The organism is Frigoribacterium sp. CFBP 8751 (genome assembly GCF_014841545.1).
Lineage (GTDB): Bacteria > Actinomycetota > Actinomycetes > Actinomycetales > Microbacteriaceae > Frigoribacterium.
This window is the reverse complement of record NZ_JACYUB010000002.1, coordinates 713057-730337: the sequence shown is the minus strand read 5'-3', so window position 1 is coordinate 730337 and position 17281 is coordinate 713057. Positions and strand designations below refer to the sequence as shown.

General features: G+C 64.9%; 18 protein-coding genes. 8 read left to right on the top strand and 10 right to left on the bottom strand.

Annotated elements, in window-relative coordinates; all coding sequences use genetic code 11:
* Positions 1–484: 484 nt before the first annotated feature.
* On the bottom strand, positions 485–763 hold the full coding sequence (locus IFT88_RS09235; RefSeq protein WP_192120138.1) for a hypothetical protein: 279 nt from the start codon (positions 761–763) through the stop codon (positions 485–487).
* A 673-nt stretch (positions 764–1436) separates the two neighbouring features.
* On the bottom strand, positions 1437–1853 hold the full coding sequence (locus tag IFT88_RS09230; protein ID WP_192120136.1) for a DUF7882 family protein: 417 nt from the start codon (positions 1851–1853) through the stop codon (positions 1437–1439).
* 625 nt (positions 1854–2478) lie between these two features.
* On the opposite strand from IFT88_RS09230, the gene IFT88_RS09225 reads away from it, so the two are divergent.
* Together IFT88_RS09225 and IFT88_RS09220 are read left to right on the top strand one after the other, a co-directional pair.
* Positions 2479–2835, top strand: a complete 357-nt coding sequence (locus tag IFT88_RS09225) for a DUF7882 family protein (protein ID WP_192120134.1) — start codon at positions 2479–2481, stop codon at positions 2833–2835.
* A 19-nt stretch (positions 2836–2854) separates the two neighbouring features.
* Positions 2855–3811, top strand: a complete 957-nt coding sequence (locus IFT88_RS09220; protein WP_192120132.1) for an ROK family protein — start codon at positions 2855–2857, stop codon at positions 3809–3811.
* 48 nt (positions 3812–3859) lie between these two features.
* Here IFT88_RS09220 and IFT88_RS09215 read toward each other — a convergent pair whose 3' ends face one another.
* A complete protein-coding gene (locus IFT88_RS09215; protein ID WP_192120131.1) occupies positions 3860–4369 on the bottom strand; it encodes a DUF421 domain-containing protein in 510 nt (169 codons plus the stop codon).
* Between the two features lie 82 nt (positions 4370–4451).
* Entirely contained in the window at positions 4452–5165 is a 714-nt protein-coding gene (locus IFT88_RS09210; protein ID WP_342212120.1) for a DUF2254 family protein, read from the bottom strand.
* Between IFT88_RS09210 and IFT88_RS09205 the strand changes: the two genes are divergently transcribed.
* From IFT88_RS09205 to IFT88_RS09190, 4 genes are all read left to right on the top strand, one after another.
* Positions 5110–6186 carry an ABC transporter permease gene (locus tag IFT88_RS09205; protein WP_446718827.1) on the top strand — a complete coding sequence of 359 codons (1077 nt, stop codon included), beginning with the start codon at positions 5110–5112 and terminating at the stop codon, positions 6184–6186. The genes IFT88_RS09210 and IFT88_RS09205 overlap by 56 nt on opposite strands.
* Positions 6183–6902 (top strand): ABC transporter ATP-binding protein, encoded by a 720-nt coding sequence (locus tag IFT88_RS09200; protein WP_192120125.1) that lies wholly within the window; start codon positions 6183–6185, stop codon positions 6900–6902. Before IFT88_RS09205 ends, IFT88_RS09200 begins: the two co-directional genes overlap by 4 nt.
* A gap of 493 nt (positions 6903–7395) precedes the next feature.
* Complete coding sequence (locus IFT88_RS09195; protein WP_192120123.1) at positions 7396–7737, top strand: hypothetical protein; 342 nt, start codon at positions 7396–7398, stop codon at positions 7735–7737.
* A 749-nt stretch (positions 7738–8486) separates the two neighbouring features.
* Positions 8487–8933, top strand: coding sequence for a hypothetical protein (locus IFT88_RS09190; protein ID WP_192120121.1), 447 nt, complete (start codon positions 8487–8489; stop codon positions 8931–8933).
* 79 nt (positions 8934–9012) lie between these two features.
* Here the strand turns inward: IFT88_RS09190 and IFT88_RS09185 are convergent, their stop codons facing one another.
* From IFT88_RS09185 to IFT88_RS09170, 4 genes are read right to left on the bottom strand one after another with little or no spacing between them, the layout of a single operon-like run.
* Complete coding sequence (locus IFT88_RS09185; protein WP_192120119.1) at positions 9013–9483, bottom strand: GNAT family N-acetyltransferase; 471 nt, start codon at positions 9481–9483, stop codon at positions 9013–9015.
* Between the two features lie 45 nt (positions 9484–9528).
* Positions 9529–10488 carry an alpha/beta hydrolase gene (locus IFT88_RS09180; RefSeq protein ID WP_192120117.1) on the bottom strand — a complete coding sequence of 320 codons (960 nt, stop codon included), beginning with the start codon at positions 10486–10488 and terminating at the stop codon, positions 9529–9531.
* Between the two features lie 28 nt (positions 10489–10516).
* On the bottom strand, positions 10517–11659 hold the full coding sequence (locus IFT88_RS09175; protein WP_192120115.1) for a serine hydrolase domain-containing protein: 1143 nt from the start codon (positions 11657–11659) through the stop codon (positions 10517–10519).
* Between the two features lie 32 nt (positions 11660–11691).
* On the bottom strand, positions 11692–12993 hold the full coding sequence (locus tag IFT88_RS09170) for an MFS transporter (protein ID WP_274604749.1): 1302 nt from the start codon (positions 12991–12993) through the stop codon (positions 11692–11694).
* Between the two features lie 185 nt (positions 12994–13178).
* Here IFT88_RS09170 and IFT88_RS09165 point away from each other — a divergent pair, with 185 nt between their 5' ends.
* On the top strand, positions 13179–13790 hold the full coding sequence (locus tag IFT88_RS09165) for a TetR/AcrR family transcriptional regulator (protein WP_192120111.1): 612 nt from the start codon (positions 13179–13181) through the stop codon (positions 13788–13790).
* A 91-nt stretch (positions 13791–13881) separates the two neighbouring features.
* Here IFT88_RS09165 and IFT88_RS16795 read toward each other — a convergent pair whose 3' ends face one another.
* A complete protein-coding gene (locus tag IFT88_RS16795; protein WP_199859026.1) occupies positions 13882–14484 on the bottom strand; it encodes a TetR/AcrR family transcriptional regulator in 603 nt (200 codons plus the stop codon).
* Between the two features lie 73 nt (positions 14485–14557).
* On the opposite strand from IFT88_RS16795, the gene IFT88_RS09155 reads away from it, so the two are divergent.
* Positions 14558–15985, top strand: coding sequence for an alpha/beta hydrolase (locus IFT88_RS09155; protein ID WP_192120109.1), 1428 nt, complete (start codon positions 14558–14560; stop codon positions 15983–15985).
* 641 nt (positions 15986–16626) lie between these two features.
* Here IFT88_RS09155 and IFT88_RS09150 read toward each other — a convergent pair.
* Positions 16627–17280 (bottom strand): hypothetical protein, encoded by a 654-nt coding sequence (locus IFT88_RS09150; protein ID WP_192120107.1) that lies wholly within the window; start codon positions 17278–17280, stop codon positions 16627–16629.
* Between the last annotated feature and the right edge of the window lies 1 nt (position 17281).

The following is a 17281-nucleotide window of genomic DNA, read 5'->3' as shown; positions in this document are numbered from 1 at the left end:
CCCTGGGACATCCACGGCGCAGCCAACGCCGGTCTCTCGACGATCTGGATCAACCGGTCCGGGCGGGACTACCCCGCGCACTTCTCGCCACCCACCCTCACCGTGTCAGGCATCGCCGAGATCACCACCCACCTCTGACGCCGACAGAAGACGTCCTCATCCGCGTCAGAGGCGCGTTGCCCACGGCACGGAGGGGTGGCTGCCCGTTCGGGCCGGACCGGGGATGCGAAGCCGCCTCCAGGGCATGCGTGCGGAAGGTCCATTCATCCACCCCGATCGACATGAACGAGATTCGGCGCGAAAACCCGGAAGACGATCGACTATCAGGCCCTAGTCCTGCCTGTCGGAACGGACCTGGTGGAGCCGATCGCGGAAATCTCGCACGTACGCTTTGCGCCGTTCCGGGTTCTCCACGATGCCCTCGAGGCAGGCCCAGATGGCCACTTCGATCAGCCTGAGTGGGTCGTTGGGCTGAGTAGACAACTCAGAGCTCGCACAAGAAGTCGTCAAAGCTCGGGTAGTCAAAGGGCGCGCCGGGGTCATCGTCGTCCCGGACATCCTCCAGAACGGCCACTGACTCGAACGCAATCGAGTTGCCCGGCGTGACCAGTACGTCCAGCACCCGGTTCCCGACCAGAGTGACAGTGACTAAGTCCGCACCATCTCGGGCCGCTTGCACCACGGCTGCCTTGACCCGGCTGATGTCTTGCCCCTGAGCCAAATCGTGCGGGACTCCGTCCACGTGCATCGTGATGCGTTCCATGCCCCGGTGGTGCCCCTGGTCAGACGATGTCCGCCCGACAAGCGCAGAGGGGTTGCCGTCGGCGATGCTTGGATCTACTCTTCGCCTCTCCTAAGAAAGGCCCGCCAAGGAGCATCGATCGGGAAGCGCCGGTCGCAGACGGCGCTTGGAGCCGTCCTACAGTTGAGCGTGACTTTTAGCTCGACGTGGACGATGCACGGCATCTCCTACGGGGCCGAGGTCCAGGACGGTTTCCTACTGTGGGGCTCCGCGCCGGCGAGTTCGGGTGAACCCTTGAAAATGAAGCGGGTAGTTCCTAACGACTTTGAGGTCGTCTCCCGTGTGACAGCGGGTAAGGAGACCGTGGTCACCGCGGTGGTCTCGGGCAGGATGGTGACCGTGGTCATCCCCAATATCGTCGTTGGGGCTCTAGAGCGTGCTTGGGTGCGCGTGAATGGTTCGGCCTAGCCAGGCATCGATAATGCCTCAAGCGATGTGGCCTCCGCGGAATCGGCGTCGCTCACGGGTTTGTCTGCGCACGCCCATTAAGCGAGAGCCGATCACAAGCGCCAGGGGAGCAGTTGCTCCGCGGTCGTGCCTCCGTGGTCCAGCGGCTCTTGAGACACCCCGGCCAACGATTACTTACAGGGGGCTGCCCGGACCAACGGACTATTCGATGAGCGCCTGATGTGTGTCATCGAGCCTTGGTGCCGACCGGTGGCCTTGCTGCCCGGGTCTTAGGCGGCTCGGGACGATCACTAGCCCAATCGACGTGGTCCCCGGTCACCCCGGGAAGAGCCGTTCCGGGGTCATGAGTAGGTTCGGCCTCCGGGTAGAGGCCTCGCCCGGACGCGGCACTGGCGTAAAGCGCGGCCAGCCAAGTCGGGTTGATCTCCACGGTGTGGCTCCCCGCAAATTTGAACCGCAACCCAATGTTCGGTGACAGCCAGACCGTGGAACGCCCATCCCCCGTCTCGACGGGCTCTTTCCACGAGAACATGAACGACTCGTTCTGGCGAAACTTGTTCACAATCACGATCTGCAGGTGAGCGAGGAGACGGTCTTCGACTTTGAACTCAAGAATCTCACCGTCGTACGCGATGTACCCCATGGAGGCTCCGAAAGTAGGTGCGCCGAAAGGATGCAGACAGCAGGGCCTGGGCTGCGGGTGGGTGTTCACATGACACTACGCACCGCCCAGCGACACAAGCGGATACCCCTGGTGGTTCGTGCAGACCTGAGGCTTGACCGGAATGTTCTCTTCAAAGATCAAGTAATCCCGGAGAATGCGAAAGGGCGACAGGGGCCTCACCCGAAGAAGACCCTGCCGCCGCCGGCCGCACCGAACCTACGCGAACCGAACACCCTGAGAACCTGAACCGTCCTCAGGACTACACCAGGATCTCCGACATCACGGGCGACAGACAGGCCTAGACATAAGCCCAGGCTTTTGATACTCGTCGGCGAATCTCTCGCAACCCTCTAGCGGCGAGAGAGTTGCGGGCTTATGGTTCCCCCATTGACCCGGGTGCCGTCCATGACCACCCTGATCCTCCCGGCGCCTAGCCACCGGCCCCGGGAATTACGCCGCCCAATACCCGACAGGGCGACACCGGCGGGCGTCTGGTTCCTGAACCACCAGACGCTCGCCACCACCCCTGATCACCACGACATAGGCACCGGTCATCGATCGCGTATCGGGCGCTAGGAGCCGGACCTCCGCACACGCGGCCAGCATGCCCCGCAATCTGGCCGATGCTGCAGCTGGCAATGAACTTGACCACGGGCACCATATGGGTTCACTTCGCTACAGCCAGCACGACTTCGCCTTCGCCTTCGCCGATCGCGTCTTAGCTCCTCTTCACGTCGTCATCGCGGAAAGGATGCACCGCGGAGAGGCGTTTTTCCTGACGTGGACCGTGAACGGGCCGGCGGGGAAACAGAGGCGCTGCATCTGGCTCTCACCGACCATCCCTCTCGCCCTTTCTTTTGATTCCACGCGCATGAGGCCCCTCAACCGGCGGTGGATCGTCGAGTTGGCATTTCTGGCTCACAGCACATCAGGCCTCGTGATCTCCCCAGAACCAGCCTGAATACTGAGAGCATGCGCGCATGAATGAAACGGGAACAGTCATCGTCGGCATCGACGTCGGCGGCACGAACATCGAAGTCGGTGCCGTCGATGACACCAACCAAGTCCTTGCTCGAGCGAAAGCACCTACTCCGGAGACCGGGCCAGACGACGTCCTGGGAGTGATCCTCGACCTCGTACACTCCCTGGATTCTTCCCCGACCGCGGTCGGTCTTGGCATCCCGGGGGTCGTGCACGACGGCAAGGCCCTCACCGTTCCGAACCTCGTCGGATGGACTGACGAGGTCGACCTCATTTCTCCGCTCTCTGACGCACTCGGTGTCCCAGTGACACTGGGCAATGACGCCAATGTCGGACTGCTCGGTGAATGGACAGCAGGTGCAGCTCGTGGCGGGCGTAACGTTCTCGGGCTCTGGATGGGAACAGGAGTCGGCGGGGGCCTGATCCTCGACGGCCGCCCTTACACCGGTTCGAGAGGCGCCGCGGGCGAGATCGGGCATGTCGTGGTGATGGCGGGGGGAGCTCTCTGCAGCTGCGGGCGACGCGGCTGCGCCGAGGCCTACGCGGGCCGACGATCCATGCGCGGTGTCGCCACCTCGATGGCCGAGGCCGGGTGGGAGACCTCTCTGTTCGACATCCGTGACGCCGAAGAGAAGACCAAGCTCACCTCCAAGGTCTGGTCCAAGGCCCTGGAAAAAGACGACCCGCTGGCCACGAAGCTGTTCGACACGGCCGTCGAGATGCTGGGTGTCGCCCTTGGTTCGACAGTCAACCTCCTCGACCTGGATCGTGTCGTCGTCGGTGGCGGACTCGCTGAGAAACTCGGACAAGACCTCGCCGATCGACTTCACACGGCTGCGAAGGACTGGATGCTGCGCCCTAGCCCAGAGCTGACCTTCACCGTGTCAGAGCTGGGCGACGACGCCGGCGTCATCGGTGCTGCTGCGCTGGCACGTGCCACCAGCATCACCGCATAGAAGAAACCCGCGGTGCCCGTGGGCCCTCGTCCCCTCTCGGGTTTGACCTCAGACCGGTGGCGTTTTCTCCAGGGCGGAGCCGTCTCCGAGTGAGTCTTCGCCGATGACACTCAACCTGCCGACGGTCTCGAGCACCACGGCGGCCACACCGGCAAGATCACCCCGACCACTGCTACGGACCGCCTGCCGCACCTCCGACTCCGACAGCCGTGCAGCTCGGAGTGCATCCGTGAGGATCTCGCCCTGCCAGAGAACGACGGCGGGACGCGCGGTGATGACGGTCCGGAAGGCAGGCACACGCGACCAGACGAAGGCGAGAACGAATTGCAAGCCAGTCAGCACGACGAGGGCTAAGGCCCCCTCGGACCATGAGACGTCACTGCTGAGCAGGATCGTCGCGAGCGTCGGTCCGAGGGCCACCGTCACGATGAAGTCGAAGGCGTTCAGCTGGCTGAGGGTGCGCTTACCGGAGAGTCGGATGGCCACGACCAAGAAGACGTAGGCCGCAACCCCGACGAGCACGATGCGCCCCAACTGAGACCAGGTGTCGAACCACATGATGTTCCTTTCGGGGGAGCTGGATGAGAAGTGACGACCGTCCCTGATCGCGTAACTGCCTGGCGACCCGCGGATTTGCGGCTTAGATCTGGTCGAGCTTGGATCTGATGCTGGCGAGATGTTCGGCCCGTGCTCCTGAAGCGACGTCGCCGAGGCGCGCCAGGAGGCGATGGGCCGCGTCGAGGACGATGGGGTCCTCTGCTCCGTAGGTGAGGACACCGTTGAAGATCGTGTCGACGAGCTGCTCGGGCGCCGGCCAGTGAGGAAGGACGCGGGCCACGGCATCCTCGTCGAGGTAAGCGGTGATGGCCTGACGCTCCGCCCACAAGGGCACGAGCGCCGTCGCTGACAGGTCCAGTGCGCTGACAGCCGTGTACGGATCGTTGGTCCCGCTGGCAAGACCGCGGACTGCGATCTCGACGAGTTGCTGGAGCGCGAAGCCGACGTCCTGGAACGGCGTCCGTGCCGCACCGAGGGTCACCACCGAGTGGAGCCGGTCAAGGTCGTCCTCCGTCAGAGGATGAACGTTCGATCCGACCCGTGGGGCGAGGCGCAATAAGCAGTCCCCCTTGATGAGGTGGTCTCCCGGCATGGCGGTCACCTCGATGACTTGGTCGTGGTCGTGGGCCCAGGACACGAGCCGCTCCCACCCGACGGATTGGACGTACCCGTCGTCTCGAGCCCCGACAGTGGACCACGAATGGGCTCCGTCAGGCTGCGGACGCACGCTCACCCCGTCTCTGTCACCGTCGGTCCGATACGCGTGGTCCGCAGCGGTCTCGAGGTCCTCCTGCACTTGCTTCTGCAGCGACGTGATCTGCACGCTCGCTGGCCTGACCGGCGGGCTCGCCGCGCAGAACGTGTCCGCCGTCCTCGGCCTCCCCGGGGACCGGCTCGTTCTTGCACAGCCCTCGGATGGGCAGCCCTCGTTCTCGGAGTCCTCGATCGACACCGCTACCGTGTCCGCGTGGCGGGATACCTCCGGCGTGGACACGGTCACACAGGTCGGCATCGTCCAGGGACGCGCAACCGTGCCCGGGAACGACTCGTCCGCGGTCGCTGTCGCTTTGTTCGGTGTCCCGCAGGACGCACCGCAATCGACGATCACCGACTTGTCTCCGAAGTCCGATGACTCGGTCGGACTGTCCTCGGGCGCAGCGAAGGAACTCGGCGTCTCCGTCGGGGACGACATCACGATCACCGGAACTACGTACCGGGTCGCCAGCATCGGCGGTGACGCCTGGTACAGCCACACCCCCGTTGTCACGCTGTCCCCGGCCGCGTGGGCGGAAACGGACCACCGCCTCGGTGGCAACGGCGAAGCGACTGTGCTCGCCGTGTCCGGCACGCCGGACTGGGACGTCGCCGCGAACCGCACCCACACCTCAGCCACACCACCGCTGACCAGCCTCACCGCGCTCGAGACGTTCAAATCCGAGATCGGGTCCCTCGGACTCATGATCGTCATGCTCTTCGGCGTCTCCGCTCTCGTTGTCGGAGCGTTCTTCACTGTCTGGACCATGCAGCGCTCGGGCGACATCGCCATCTTGAAGGCCCTCGGCGCCTCCAATGGGTCCCTCATCCGCGACGCACTCGGTCAAGCCCTCGTCGTCCTCGTCATCGGAATCGGCGTCGGCGTCGGGCTCGTCTCGGGTCTCGGCGCCCTCGCCGGCGGAGTTCTGCCGTTCCTGCTCAGCCCACTCACCACACTCCTCCCGGCAGCCGTGATGGTTGTCCTCGGACTCGCCGGCGCCGCCGTCGCGCTCCGAACCGTCACCAACGCCGACCCCCTCACCGCCCTTGGGAGCAACCGATGATCACCCTCGACAACGTCACCCTCACCTTCCCCGATGGCGACTCCCGCATCACCGCAGTCGACCATGTGTCATTGAGCGCACCCGCCGGAATCGTCACTGGGATCACGGGCCCCTCCGGTTCGGGAAAGTCGTCCCTCCTTGCCGTGGCTGCGACCCTGATCCGACCAGACTCCGGGCACGTGTGGATCAACGACGTCGACGCAGCCACCCTCACCCGAAACGAAGCAACAGCACTTCGCCGGGACGAGATCGGGATCGTGTTTCAGCAGTCCAACCTTGTTCCCTCGCTCACTGCCCGGGAACAGCTACTGGTCATGGCCGAGCTCGGCGGTGGCAGACACCGTCACCGTGACCTGGTCCGCGCTCGTGCTGATGAGCTGCTGGAAGCAGTCGGTCTCGCCAAGCACGGTCGGAAACGTCCCGCGCAGCTCTCGGGCGGTCAACGTCAACGAGTCTCCATCGCTCGAGCGCTGGTGAACAACCCCTCTGTCCTGCTCGTCGACGAACCCACCAGCGCCCTCGACCAGGACCGCGGTGCCGAGATCATCGACCTCATCGCACGACTCACCCACGAGCAAAGCACCGCGACGATGCTCGTCACCCACGACCTCGTCCACCGTGGCGCACTCGACACTCTCGTCACCGTCGTGGACGGAACAATTACGGACACCGACGTGCCCGCAACAACTCAGCTCGAGACCGCCGGCGTGCAGTGAGTCGCGCCGCTGGGCGAGACGGGCGTCAATCGGTCACCCCCAGCGCGCAAGTCGAGATGTAGCGCAAGCGATCCCCTACCGGACAGTGCCTAGCGGCAGCCCGACGCTGCGCCTACCCTGATGACGTGCCCAAGGAGAGCTTTTGGCTGCAGCCCGGACCGGCGAGTAGGTGTGCCAAGGCGGCGGTTGTGTGGGGAGTGTTGGCCGCGCTTTTGCTCATACTCGCTGTCTTCGTGCTTGTTTCCGTCGGTGGAGTTTCGTGGTGGAACCAGCTCGGCCTAGTCGTACCGCCCGTTCTGACGGCGGCTCTGGCACTTATCTACGGCGTCAGCTACCGAGCGCACCGTGCTCGGCAGTCGCGGGGCAAGTAGCAAGCCGTCTCGAGAGCCCATCGGGCATCGGGCATCGGGCATCGGGCATCGGGCATCGGGCATCTTCTTACGAGGCTCTGCGGGGCTGTCGGCGACATTGTCGAGCCGCCTAGGCTCGGGTCATGAGCACCGCCGAGCCGCTGGCGCCGCCGCGACTCTCAGCCAGGATCGATGCGGGAGCGATCGTGGTCCTGATCGTCGGCTTTGCAGCGACCTTGGTCGTCATCGTCGTCGCAGTTCTCTGGCGCGACATCATGGGCGACGTCTTCCTGTGGGCTAGGCCAATTCTCGTAGGCGTGCAGTTGTCGCTGTGGCTCCTGGCGTCCGCACTTTCTGGGCGCCGCATGCTACGTGGCCACCGCGCACTTGTTCCGGCGCTCTGGCTGACTGGCGCTGCTGCTGTCGCCTTCCACGCGAGCATGTTCCTGCTCACAGCCAGCCTTCCCTGCCCGTCTCTCTGTTAGGGGCCTGAGACGGAGGGACGATCCGCGGGACGGGCCCCTCGGGCCCCGACCGCTGACCGATCGTCTATCGGGACAGGATCAATCGCCCGGTGGACGCGTTGGCGAATGAGCGGGCCATACGGTCGACCTCGTGCCAACACGTACCGTGACCCTCGGAGGACCCCTCCTTGTTGCCCTTTACGCCGGCGTCATGGTCGTGTCCCTGGGCTGGTTGGAGCCACGAGCAGCTGTCCCGGGGCTCACGAGAACTGAGCTAGCACAGGGACTCGATGACTTCGGCAGCGATCTCACCGCGTTGACCTGGTCACTCGTGGTTGTAGGGCTGGTTGGGGTAGGGCTCTCAGTAGCAGCCAGCACCATGGGCCGTCGGGCTCGGCTCTCGATGAGCACAATCGCCACGCTCCATTTCGGCTTGCTAGTCCTGGGAGCCCCCGTCTCGTTCTTCGCCGCATTCCCCCTAGGCATGGACGTTGCTGACGCCTTCGGGGTCTCCGGCGGACTCCGCACCCCGTGGCACTTGGTGTTGCTCTGGGCAAGCGGCATCAGCCTGCTCGCGCTACTCGCCCTGCTGTTCTCCTCACTCAGAACGGAACAGCCGGCCACCCCGTCACAAGAGCCAGGCACTGCGAGTCGAGCTAGGACAATTCATCACCGCTGAACGATCGCTTATCGGGCGGATGGCACCGCTCGACAGATGCCGATCCAGCTAACGTCTGCCTCAACGGAACAACGACTCTGGAGGCAACACCATGTGGGATGCCTGGCGAGACCGGCTCGACGATACGAGATTGCCGCCGGCGGCAGCCCTGTGGGTTGCGCAAAATGGTACCTACGAGGAGCGCTGGGAGCTCGCGTCACGTCAGGGTCTTGACAAAGGCACATTCGGTGCGTTGCTCGAGGTCGACGATCACCGAATACACGACATCCTGGCCCTGAACAGAGACCTGCCACGAGCCTTTCTCGACCAGCTTGCGATCGCCGGACTCGCTAACGAGGAGTACATCAGTGGGCATCAGAACGCCCCTGCTGAGCGTAAGCGAGCACTTCCGTTCAAGTACGTGACAGGACGGAGCCTGGAGCTTTTCCTTGATGAAGTCCAGGCCACCGAATCCGAACAGAACGCCGTCTGGCGGACATCAGCAGCGAAGGCCAGCCGGTCTCTTGGCGAGGTATGGGACGCCATCAGGACTGACTAGACGTCGATCTCGGAAGCGTGCCGCCCTCCAGACGATCGTCTATCGGGCAGGAAGCGGGCGTGCAAGTCGGCTGCCGCCGTCAGAGACCCCGTGTCATCGTGAGCTCATCCCCGGAGCTGGCTGCGACGGCGAATCCGTTCCTCTCGTAGGTGCGCCGGGCGGACTCGTTCTGGGCCATGACCGACAACTCGAGGCGCGGTGCCCCCGCGGCTGCGGCCCAAGTTGCCACGCCATCGATGAGCAACGTCGCCACTCCTCTTCTCCGAGCTGCGGGATCCACCCACAGGGAGATGAGTTCCGCGCCAGCACCGGGCCGTGCTGATGGCGTTCCGGTCACCATGCCGATCGGACTGCCCGTTCCCGAGTCGAGGGCTACGACGTCCATCGCCCCTGGGATAGAGAGGCGCTCGCGCCAACGACCCTCATCAGCACCGACCCAATCAGCCAACCGAGAGCCAAAAGCCTCCGGGGCCTCGGCCAGCGCCGCAAGCCTCAAGGAGCGCCAGACTCTCCAGTCATCGGACGACAAGGTGACCAGCGTGACCGTCATGCGTTCACGCTAGCGACCGGAGCACGATGGCCTACCGGGCGCGGTTCAGCTCACTGGTGACTTTCGAGCGTGGGCCGCTCGCAGGGCTTGTAGTCCCTCTTCTCGCCAGGCTCGGGCGGATGCCATGACTCTCGTGAAGGCGCTGGACCCGTGGATGTGCCCGAGTTGTAGGGAGAACGTTGCGGGAACTCGGTCGCGGGTGAGGCGTTCGGCGTAGCGTGCGCCGTCGTCGACGATGGGGTCGTATTCCGCCGACATGATGTGCGCCGGGGGCAGGTCGCTGAGGTTCTCGGCGAGCAGCGGTGATGCGTAGGGGTTGGTCGCGTCGGCCTCGGACGGAAGGTACAGGCGTCGGCACAGGTGCAGGGTCTGTTCGGTGAGTCCGTAGCCGGTGGCGTTCCGGCGGATGGAGGGGCTGCTGAAGGTGAAGTCGAGCGAGGGGACTTCCAGCAGCTGGAAGGCGATCGCGGGACCGTCGTCGTCTCGGGCTTTCAGGCAGAGGGCGGCGGCGAGGTTGGCGCCAGCTGATCCTCCGCCGACGGTGATCAGGTCGGCGCGGGCACCGAGGTTCTCGATATTCTCGGCGACCCAGAGCAGCGCGGCGTAGCTGTCGTTCAGGGCGGTGGGGAAGGGGTGTTCGGGGGCTTTGCGGTACTCGACGGCGACGACGATGCAGTCCGCTCCGGCGGCGCGTTCCTGGCAGAGGATGTCGATGACCATCGAGTGGATGGTGCCACCGATCCATCCGCCGCCGTGGAAGTAGAGGTGGACGGGGTGGGGGCCGTCGCTGTCCGGGTGGAAGACGTTAAGAGTGATCTCCCCGTCCTGGACGGGGAGGGTCACGGTGCGCTTGCTTCGGACGGGTGGGGCGGGTTCGAGCAGCTGCTCGGCGAGTGCGGCAGCGCCTGCGTTCTCCTGCAAGCGGAATGCGGCGATGTCCTCGATCTCGGCGGGGACGGCCTGCATGGTCTCGAGCAGGGGAACGAGGAACGGGTCGAGCGGCATGAGTTCTTCTCCTTCGAAGAGTGGGGTTTCAGAGGCTGTCGCGCAGTGCGCGGCAGAGAGCCTCGGCGCGGTCGTCGGGGTAGCCGCCGGGGCGGATTGTCGCGTATCCGAGGGAAACACCGGATTCGGGATGCGCGAAGCCGAGCTGACCACCGGCTCCGTCGTGGCCGAAGCTGCCGGGGCCGGCCATGCCTCGGGGGGTGGAGTCGAGCATGAATCCCGTGCCCCAGCGAAGCCCCGAGTCGGGGCCGAAGAACGGCGCGCCGACCGATTGAGGGAGGCGGGCGTCGCGGGTGGTGGCGGGCTGAAGCAAGCGGATTCCGTCGACCTCGCCGATCGTCGCGGCGTAGAGGCGGGCGATGTCGTGGGCGGTGCCGACGATGTTCGCAGCGGGAATCTCGAAGCCGAGAAGGTCGGGGGTGTTCGCGGAGCCGAACAGGTTGAGGCCGTCGATGGCTCCGTTCATCCCCATCACGCGCGCCAGCATGTCGATGTTCGGGCTCTTCCACGGTGGTGCGGCGGTGTCAGGGAGTGGCCGCTCCTGCAGCGCGAAGTCCGGGTCGGTGTCGGGGTCGGTCCCGAAGGTGAGTCCGAGGCCGAGCGGGCCGGCGATGTGCTGGTGGAGCCAGTCCGCGGGGCGAAGTCCGGTGGTGCGACGGAGGACTTCACCGGCGAGCCAGCCGAAGGTGAGGGCGTGGTACGAGTGCGCGGTCCCAGGCTCCCAGAGCGGGTTCTGCCGGGCGAGGGCTTCGGTGACCGGATGCCACGCGCGCAGGTCCTCCACTGTGAGGGGCTCGTCGGGGGCGATGAGTCCGGCGCGGTGCGCGAGGAGCTGCCGGACGGTCAGTGCGCTCTCGCCGTGGTCGGCGAATTCCGGCCAGTAGGTGGCGACCGGTTCATCGAGAGTGAGATGGCCCGCTTCGACGGCCATGAGCAGGCAGATGGTGGTGACGCCTTTGCTGACGGAGAAGAGGATGCTGCGGGTGTTGGCCGTCCACGGTCCGTGGCGGAAGGTGCCGCCGTGGAGGTCGACGACGGGGACGCCGTGGAGATAGACGGTGCAGGCAGCCCCGGTGTCGCCGCGTTCGGTGAAGTTCTGAGTGAACGCGTCGGCGACGCGTTGGAATCCGGGTTCGACGTGTCCGTGGATGGTGGGGGCGGAAGTGCTCATGGGTGGCGTGGAGGCCTTCTGGGTGGGGGTGGTCATGATGCTGAGGACGAAGTGGCGGCGGTGATGTCGATGCTCTCGGTCTCGTGGTGGAACTCGTTGATGAGGCGTCCGCTGCGCACCCCGAACCAGCCGACGGCGATCCCGGCGGCGGCGAGGACGAAGAGGGCGATCAGGAAGCCGTTGATTGAGCTCGAGAGAAGGAACGGCACGGGGACCAGGAGCAGTGCTGGCACCAGGCGGGCGATGGCGAAGATGACGCCTTGGCCGGTGGAGCGGAGCATGGTCGGGAACGCCTCGTTCACCCACACGCGGAAGATGGGCTCTCCGCAAAAAACGGTGCCCATGCCGGAAACGAGCACCGTGGTGACGAGCGTGGCCAGGTTCATCCCGAGGATGACGGGAATGAGGTATGCCGCGACGTAGAGGACTCCGCCGAGGATGAAGAAGGTGAGGCGGAAACGGGTGTCGACCACTCGCATGAAGATGACCTGAACGATGATCGCGAGCGGCACGAGGAACAGCACGAACACGGAGAATTCGGACACGGGAGTGCCGGTGAAGTTCGCTCCGATGTAGGCCGCGTAGGAGCCAAAGAGCGTGATCGGGATGCTCACCAGCGTGAAGAACCCGACGAGGATGAGGAACGGGAAGCGCAGCGGGGGCGTGATGAGGTCCCGCAGCTTCGAGCGGTCAGCGCGCACGGTGTGCACGCCCTGTGTCTGTTCAAGGCGAGCAGCTCGCCAGCTGGTGGATTCGGGGATCGTAAGCCGCAGCGCGAGGACGATGACCGCGACGACGGCGATGAGGCCGAAGATGGCCTGCGCGGCGAAGATCCCGGTCCCGCCGGTGAGGGTGGCGACGAGCACGACGGCGCCGATGCCGACTCCGGCGAGGAGGTTGGACATCACGAGGATCTTGCCGCGGTTCTGATCTGTCGCCGCTTCGGCGATGGTCGCGAGGGAGACGGGGATATCTGCCCCGATCGCTACACCGAGGACACCCAGACCCAGCAGCAGCAGCGGGAACGCGGTGGCCACGATCGGGACCGATGCGCCGAGGGCGATGAAGATCATCGTGACCACGAACACCCGACGCCGCCCGAAGCGGTCGCCAAGGCGACCGCCGATCAGAGCGCCGACCGCCACCCCGAAGGTGAGTGCGCTGGTGAGCACCCCGATCTGCCCGGGGGTGAGACCGATCGTCTGCTGGAGGATCACCAACGCGAAACCGACACCGTTCAGGGCCGCGCCATCGACGAAGGACGCCATGCCGGCCACTGTCCCCACCCACCAGGCGTTCACCGCGCGAGGGGACGCCGGAATCGCTTCTGTCATGACCTTCTCCTTCGAAGACATCGAGGCCAGGCCTCGTCGTGGGTACCGGCGAACCCGGCTGCGGCTGACAGTAGATCAAAATTGTCCAGGATGGCAAGCATTCGGGGCGGCAATTATTCAGTTTGGCAAATGTTCGTGCGAGGATGAGGTGCAGGGCGCGGGTCTCGCGGATCGAAGGAGAGCAGATGGCGCCGGAGGCAACGGAACAGCCGGCCGTGTCAAAGCGGCGCGGACGATACGCGAACGGACTGCAGCGGCGAGACCTGTTCATCGACCGTGCGTTCGAGATATTCGCGACGCACGGCTTCCAGCGCCTGTCGTTGCGGAAGATCGCAGAGGAGCTCGGGGTCAGTCACGCCGCCCTCAGCTACCACTTCCCCTCTAAGGAGGACCTGCTGCAGGCCGTCTTCGACCGTCAGGCGGAGCGGGACCGGCCCCTTCTGGAGCGGTCGCTCTCCGAGCGGGGCTTGCTGGCTGCACTCCCGGAGCTCGTGCGACAGAACGAGGATTTTCCGGGATTGATCCAGCTCGACGCCACCATGCAGGCGGAGGCAATTCGGAAGGACCACCCGGGGCACGACTTCACCCACCACCGGATCGATCTGTTCAATGCCGACGTTCGTCGGGAGCTTGAGCGTGAGCAGGAAAAGGGTCGTCTGCGCGCGGACGTGGACCTCGACCTCACCGCGCGTCAACTCACCGCCATGGCGCGCGGGCTCCAGATGCAGTGGCTCTATGACCCCACGGTCGACGTCGCCGCGCACCTCGATGGGTTCCTAGCGTTCCTGCGCGCATGAGCGCATGAGCGCATGAGCGCATGAGCGCATGAGCGCATGAGCGCATGAGCGCATGAGCGCATGATGCCTCGAGGGCGTCGCGACATCGCGATCAGTCCGAAGATCGGCTGCTTCTCCTGACCGCATCGATAGCACCTGAGAGGGCATCGTGAATCAGTTTCAGGGTCTCATCGTCCTCGCGGTGTGATCCGACGAGCAGCTCCACCCGCACGACGATCCCCGCAACGATGCCCAAGGTGATCTGCACCCCCGGGTGATCCGGCGGGACGTCGAGGTCTTCCGCAATCGCGTCGGCCGCGATGGCGAGGAGGGGAGGGGAATCCTCTGGTCCGGACCCCTGCAGCACCGGATTCCGCTCAAGCATGGCGGCTCTGAGCCGCCACTCCTCCTCCGGAACAAAAGCCGGTTCTTCGCGGAGCCACTGAACGACACGATCGACGATCGACTCGCCCTCGTCACGTGAGCGCAACGCGAGGATCAAGCGATCAGCCGCCGCGGACGAGGACGCCGTGGCGATGTGGAGCTTCGTCGGGAAGTACGCCGACACAGACCGGGTCGACACCTCCGCCTCCTCAGCGATCTGCGCCACTGTCGTCGCGTCGTAGCCCTGTTCGGCGAACAGCCGCATGCCGGCAAGGAGAACAGCACGGTACCGGCGCTCCTTCGAGCGCTCCCTCAGCGAAGTTGCAGCCATATGCCGACCTTACCTCTTCTGTACTTCTGCACTGAAGCGTATAGTTGCAGACAACCGCAATTTTGGAGGACTCATGGTCGACCCGACCCTCGCCCAAATCGAACGCCCCCGCTGGACTCGTTGGGCGCTGCTCACCAGTGGCCTTTACGTGCTCCTCGTTGCCTGGGCCGAACCGTTCTTCGTCCGTTACCCCCCCGCGGGAGCCTTGCTCCTCGTGGGCTTGCTGGCCGCAGGTGTGGCCTGGCGCCGCCCGGGGGGCAGCAAGGCGGCCTGGGTGACGATCCTCTCGGCGATCATCAGCGCCAGCGCGCAGATCGCGTGGCTCGTGACCGCCTGGTACCCCGCGTGGGCAGTGGCCCTAGGGTTTGCACTGGTGGTTGCCTTCTCGTGCTTCGCCGGTTTCTGGAAGCTGAGCAGGACGCGTCGCCGCGCCCTCAGGCAGGAGCGTGTCACTGCGTCTACTCGATCCCTTCTCAGCACCCTGCGGAGCGTCGTGAACAGCCTTCTCGTCGTCATCGCCGCGGTGACCTCCACTGTCGTGCTCCTGGTTGCCGCGGCACCCGCGGCGGTGGCCATCCCGATCCAAGCCGCCGCCGGTCAGACACCATCGTTCCAACCCCGAGGACCCGAGGGAGCTGTCAGCGTGACAGCGAACGGAGATGGGCTCACGAGCGACGTCCGATACGGCCATGAGTACCCCAGCAGCTATCTCGACATCTACATCGCCGATGACGACGCATCGGTCAAGCGGCCCACTTACATCTACATCCACGGTGGCGGCTGGATCGGTGGGACTAAGTCCGACGGCGACCCGAACGCACCCGGTGGCGGTTTTGCCGTCACCACAGACCCCGTCCTCGACGGTGGGTTCAACTTCGTCAGCCTCGATTACGGCCTTGCCCCGACCGTCAAGTACCCCACACAGGTGAAACAAGTTTCACAGGCAGTCTCCTTCCTTCAGCAAAATGCCGAGCAGTACGGCCTGAACATGTCCGACGTCGTCATCGGAGGAGGAAGCGCCGGCGGCCAGCTCGCCGGCCAGTTCGCGAACATCCAGACCAACCCGACCTATGCCGCGAGTATCGGAGTGGAACCGGTCATAGGTGACGCTCTGCGAGCAGTCATGCTCGACAGTCCTGCGCTCGAGCTGGAGAAGACAGGCGAGACGCAGACGCCGCAACCGGTGAAGGACCTCATCTTCGGACTGTCTGCACGCAGCTACGTGGGCACCTCCGCGGCCCTAATTGAGGAAGCATCCGTCACCAACCACGTGACCGCAGACTTCCCCGCCACGTTCATCGCGGACGGGAACACCGGCACGTTCCCGGATCAGGCCGAGAACCTGCACGAACGCCTCGACCAGCTCGGAGTGACGAACGCCGTCGACGTTCCGCCGGCGAGCTCGGCGATTCTGGGCCACGGCTACATGGCGATGCCGGGCAAATGGACCGACACGTACAACGAGAAAAAGCTCGCGTTCTTGTCAGCACTCGGTCTTTGACCAATCACCTCACGCCGCCGTACATCCGATGCTGGTGGGGTGCCCCGGTCCGATACCGGGGCTTCCCACGAGGGTATCCCCTAATGGGCAGGCCACAGAAGTGGGTTGCCATCGCCCCTCGCCCGCAAAGGGGCAAGGAACAGCCGGCGCCGTTGCCGCCTCAGCAGACCATCGTCTGCGTGAAGCTAACGGGCGCATAGGCTCAACGCATGTCGGGGACCGATTCCATTCTTCTTGCCCTCGCTGCAGGCGCAGTAGCCGGTCTCCTACTGGGCGTGGTCGGAATTGTGAAGACTGTCCGTCACCATGGATGAGGCAAGCAGACGTGGGCACCTCCCGCGAGGCCATGGCTTGGCGCGAGTGCTGTCGTGCTCATCGTGACCTTGGGCTGCGGCGTCCTTTGGGCTGCATCGAACTAGCTCAACGAGGTTGCTCTGCCGCCCACGGTGCAAGTACCGACTACGGCGCCCCGGTGACCGATCGTCTATCGGGACGGAGACGTCCATTTCAGTGACGTAACACGATGGCTCGGCGCGACGTGAGCACACAGACGAGGGTGCAGGCCCAGGCCCAGCCATTTCCGACTTCAACTCCGTTTATCGAGTTTGTGTGCGCCTGACCTTGGACACCGCAGGCACGGCTCAGTAGAACTGAGCTCGGACCTGACTTGAAGACATCTTGTCCATGTCGCTGGCCCAGAGACCGGACACAGCACTGAAGTCGTGTGCTCCAGCCCGCAGCCCTTCGACGAGCCACGTGACGTACGTGCACAGTGACACAGCTCTCCCGGTGTCCGTCTCGAGGGTGAACATGTTGTGCGCGTTGTGGATGCCTGGCGAGCGCTCGGGAGGGGCGGAGGCCTCGACTGTCAGGCCGGTGCTCTCGTCGACCAATGCGAGCCACCCGGTGTCCCGACCCCAATGCATTTCTCGGAGTTCTGGGTCGTCCGACCAGCTCTCGAGCATCTCCTGTGTGTCCGCGTATCGGGCTAGTGCCTCGTTCAGACTCGCGAGCCGCACCTGAGGGAGTGCATGAACGAGGTCAGGCCTCCGGGGTGACGCTCCGTTCTGCCACTCGAACCAAGTCACGACTTCTGGATGAAGCGTGAGTCCCGCTGCCGCGGCCCTGGATGTGATCACCTCGCGGTGCAGCCCCGGTCTCAGCGCGTCGGCGGGAACTCCAGCCTGACGCAGGCACTGATCGAGTTCCGGAAGAAGTTCGGTGAGAAGTTCCGGGGACGGTCGTTCTACTGAAGGCCCAACGCTCGTCTGAATAATGGTCGGCAACACGGTCATC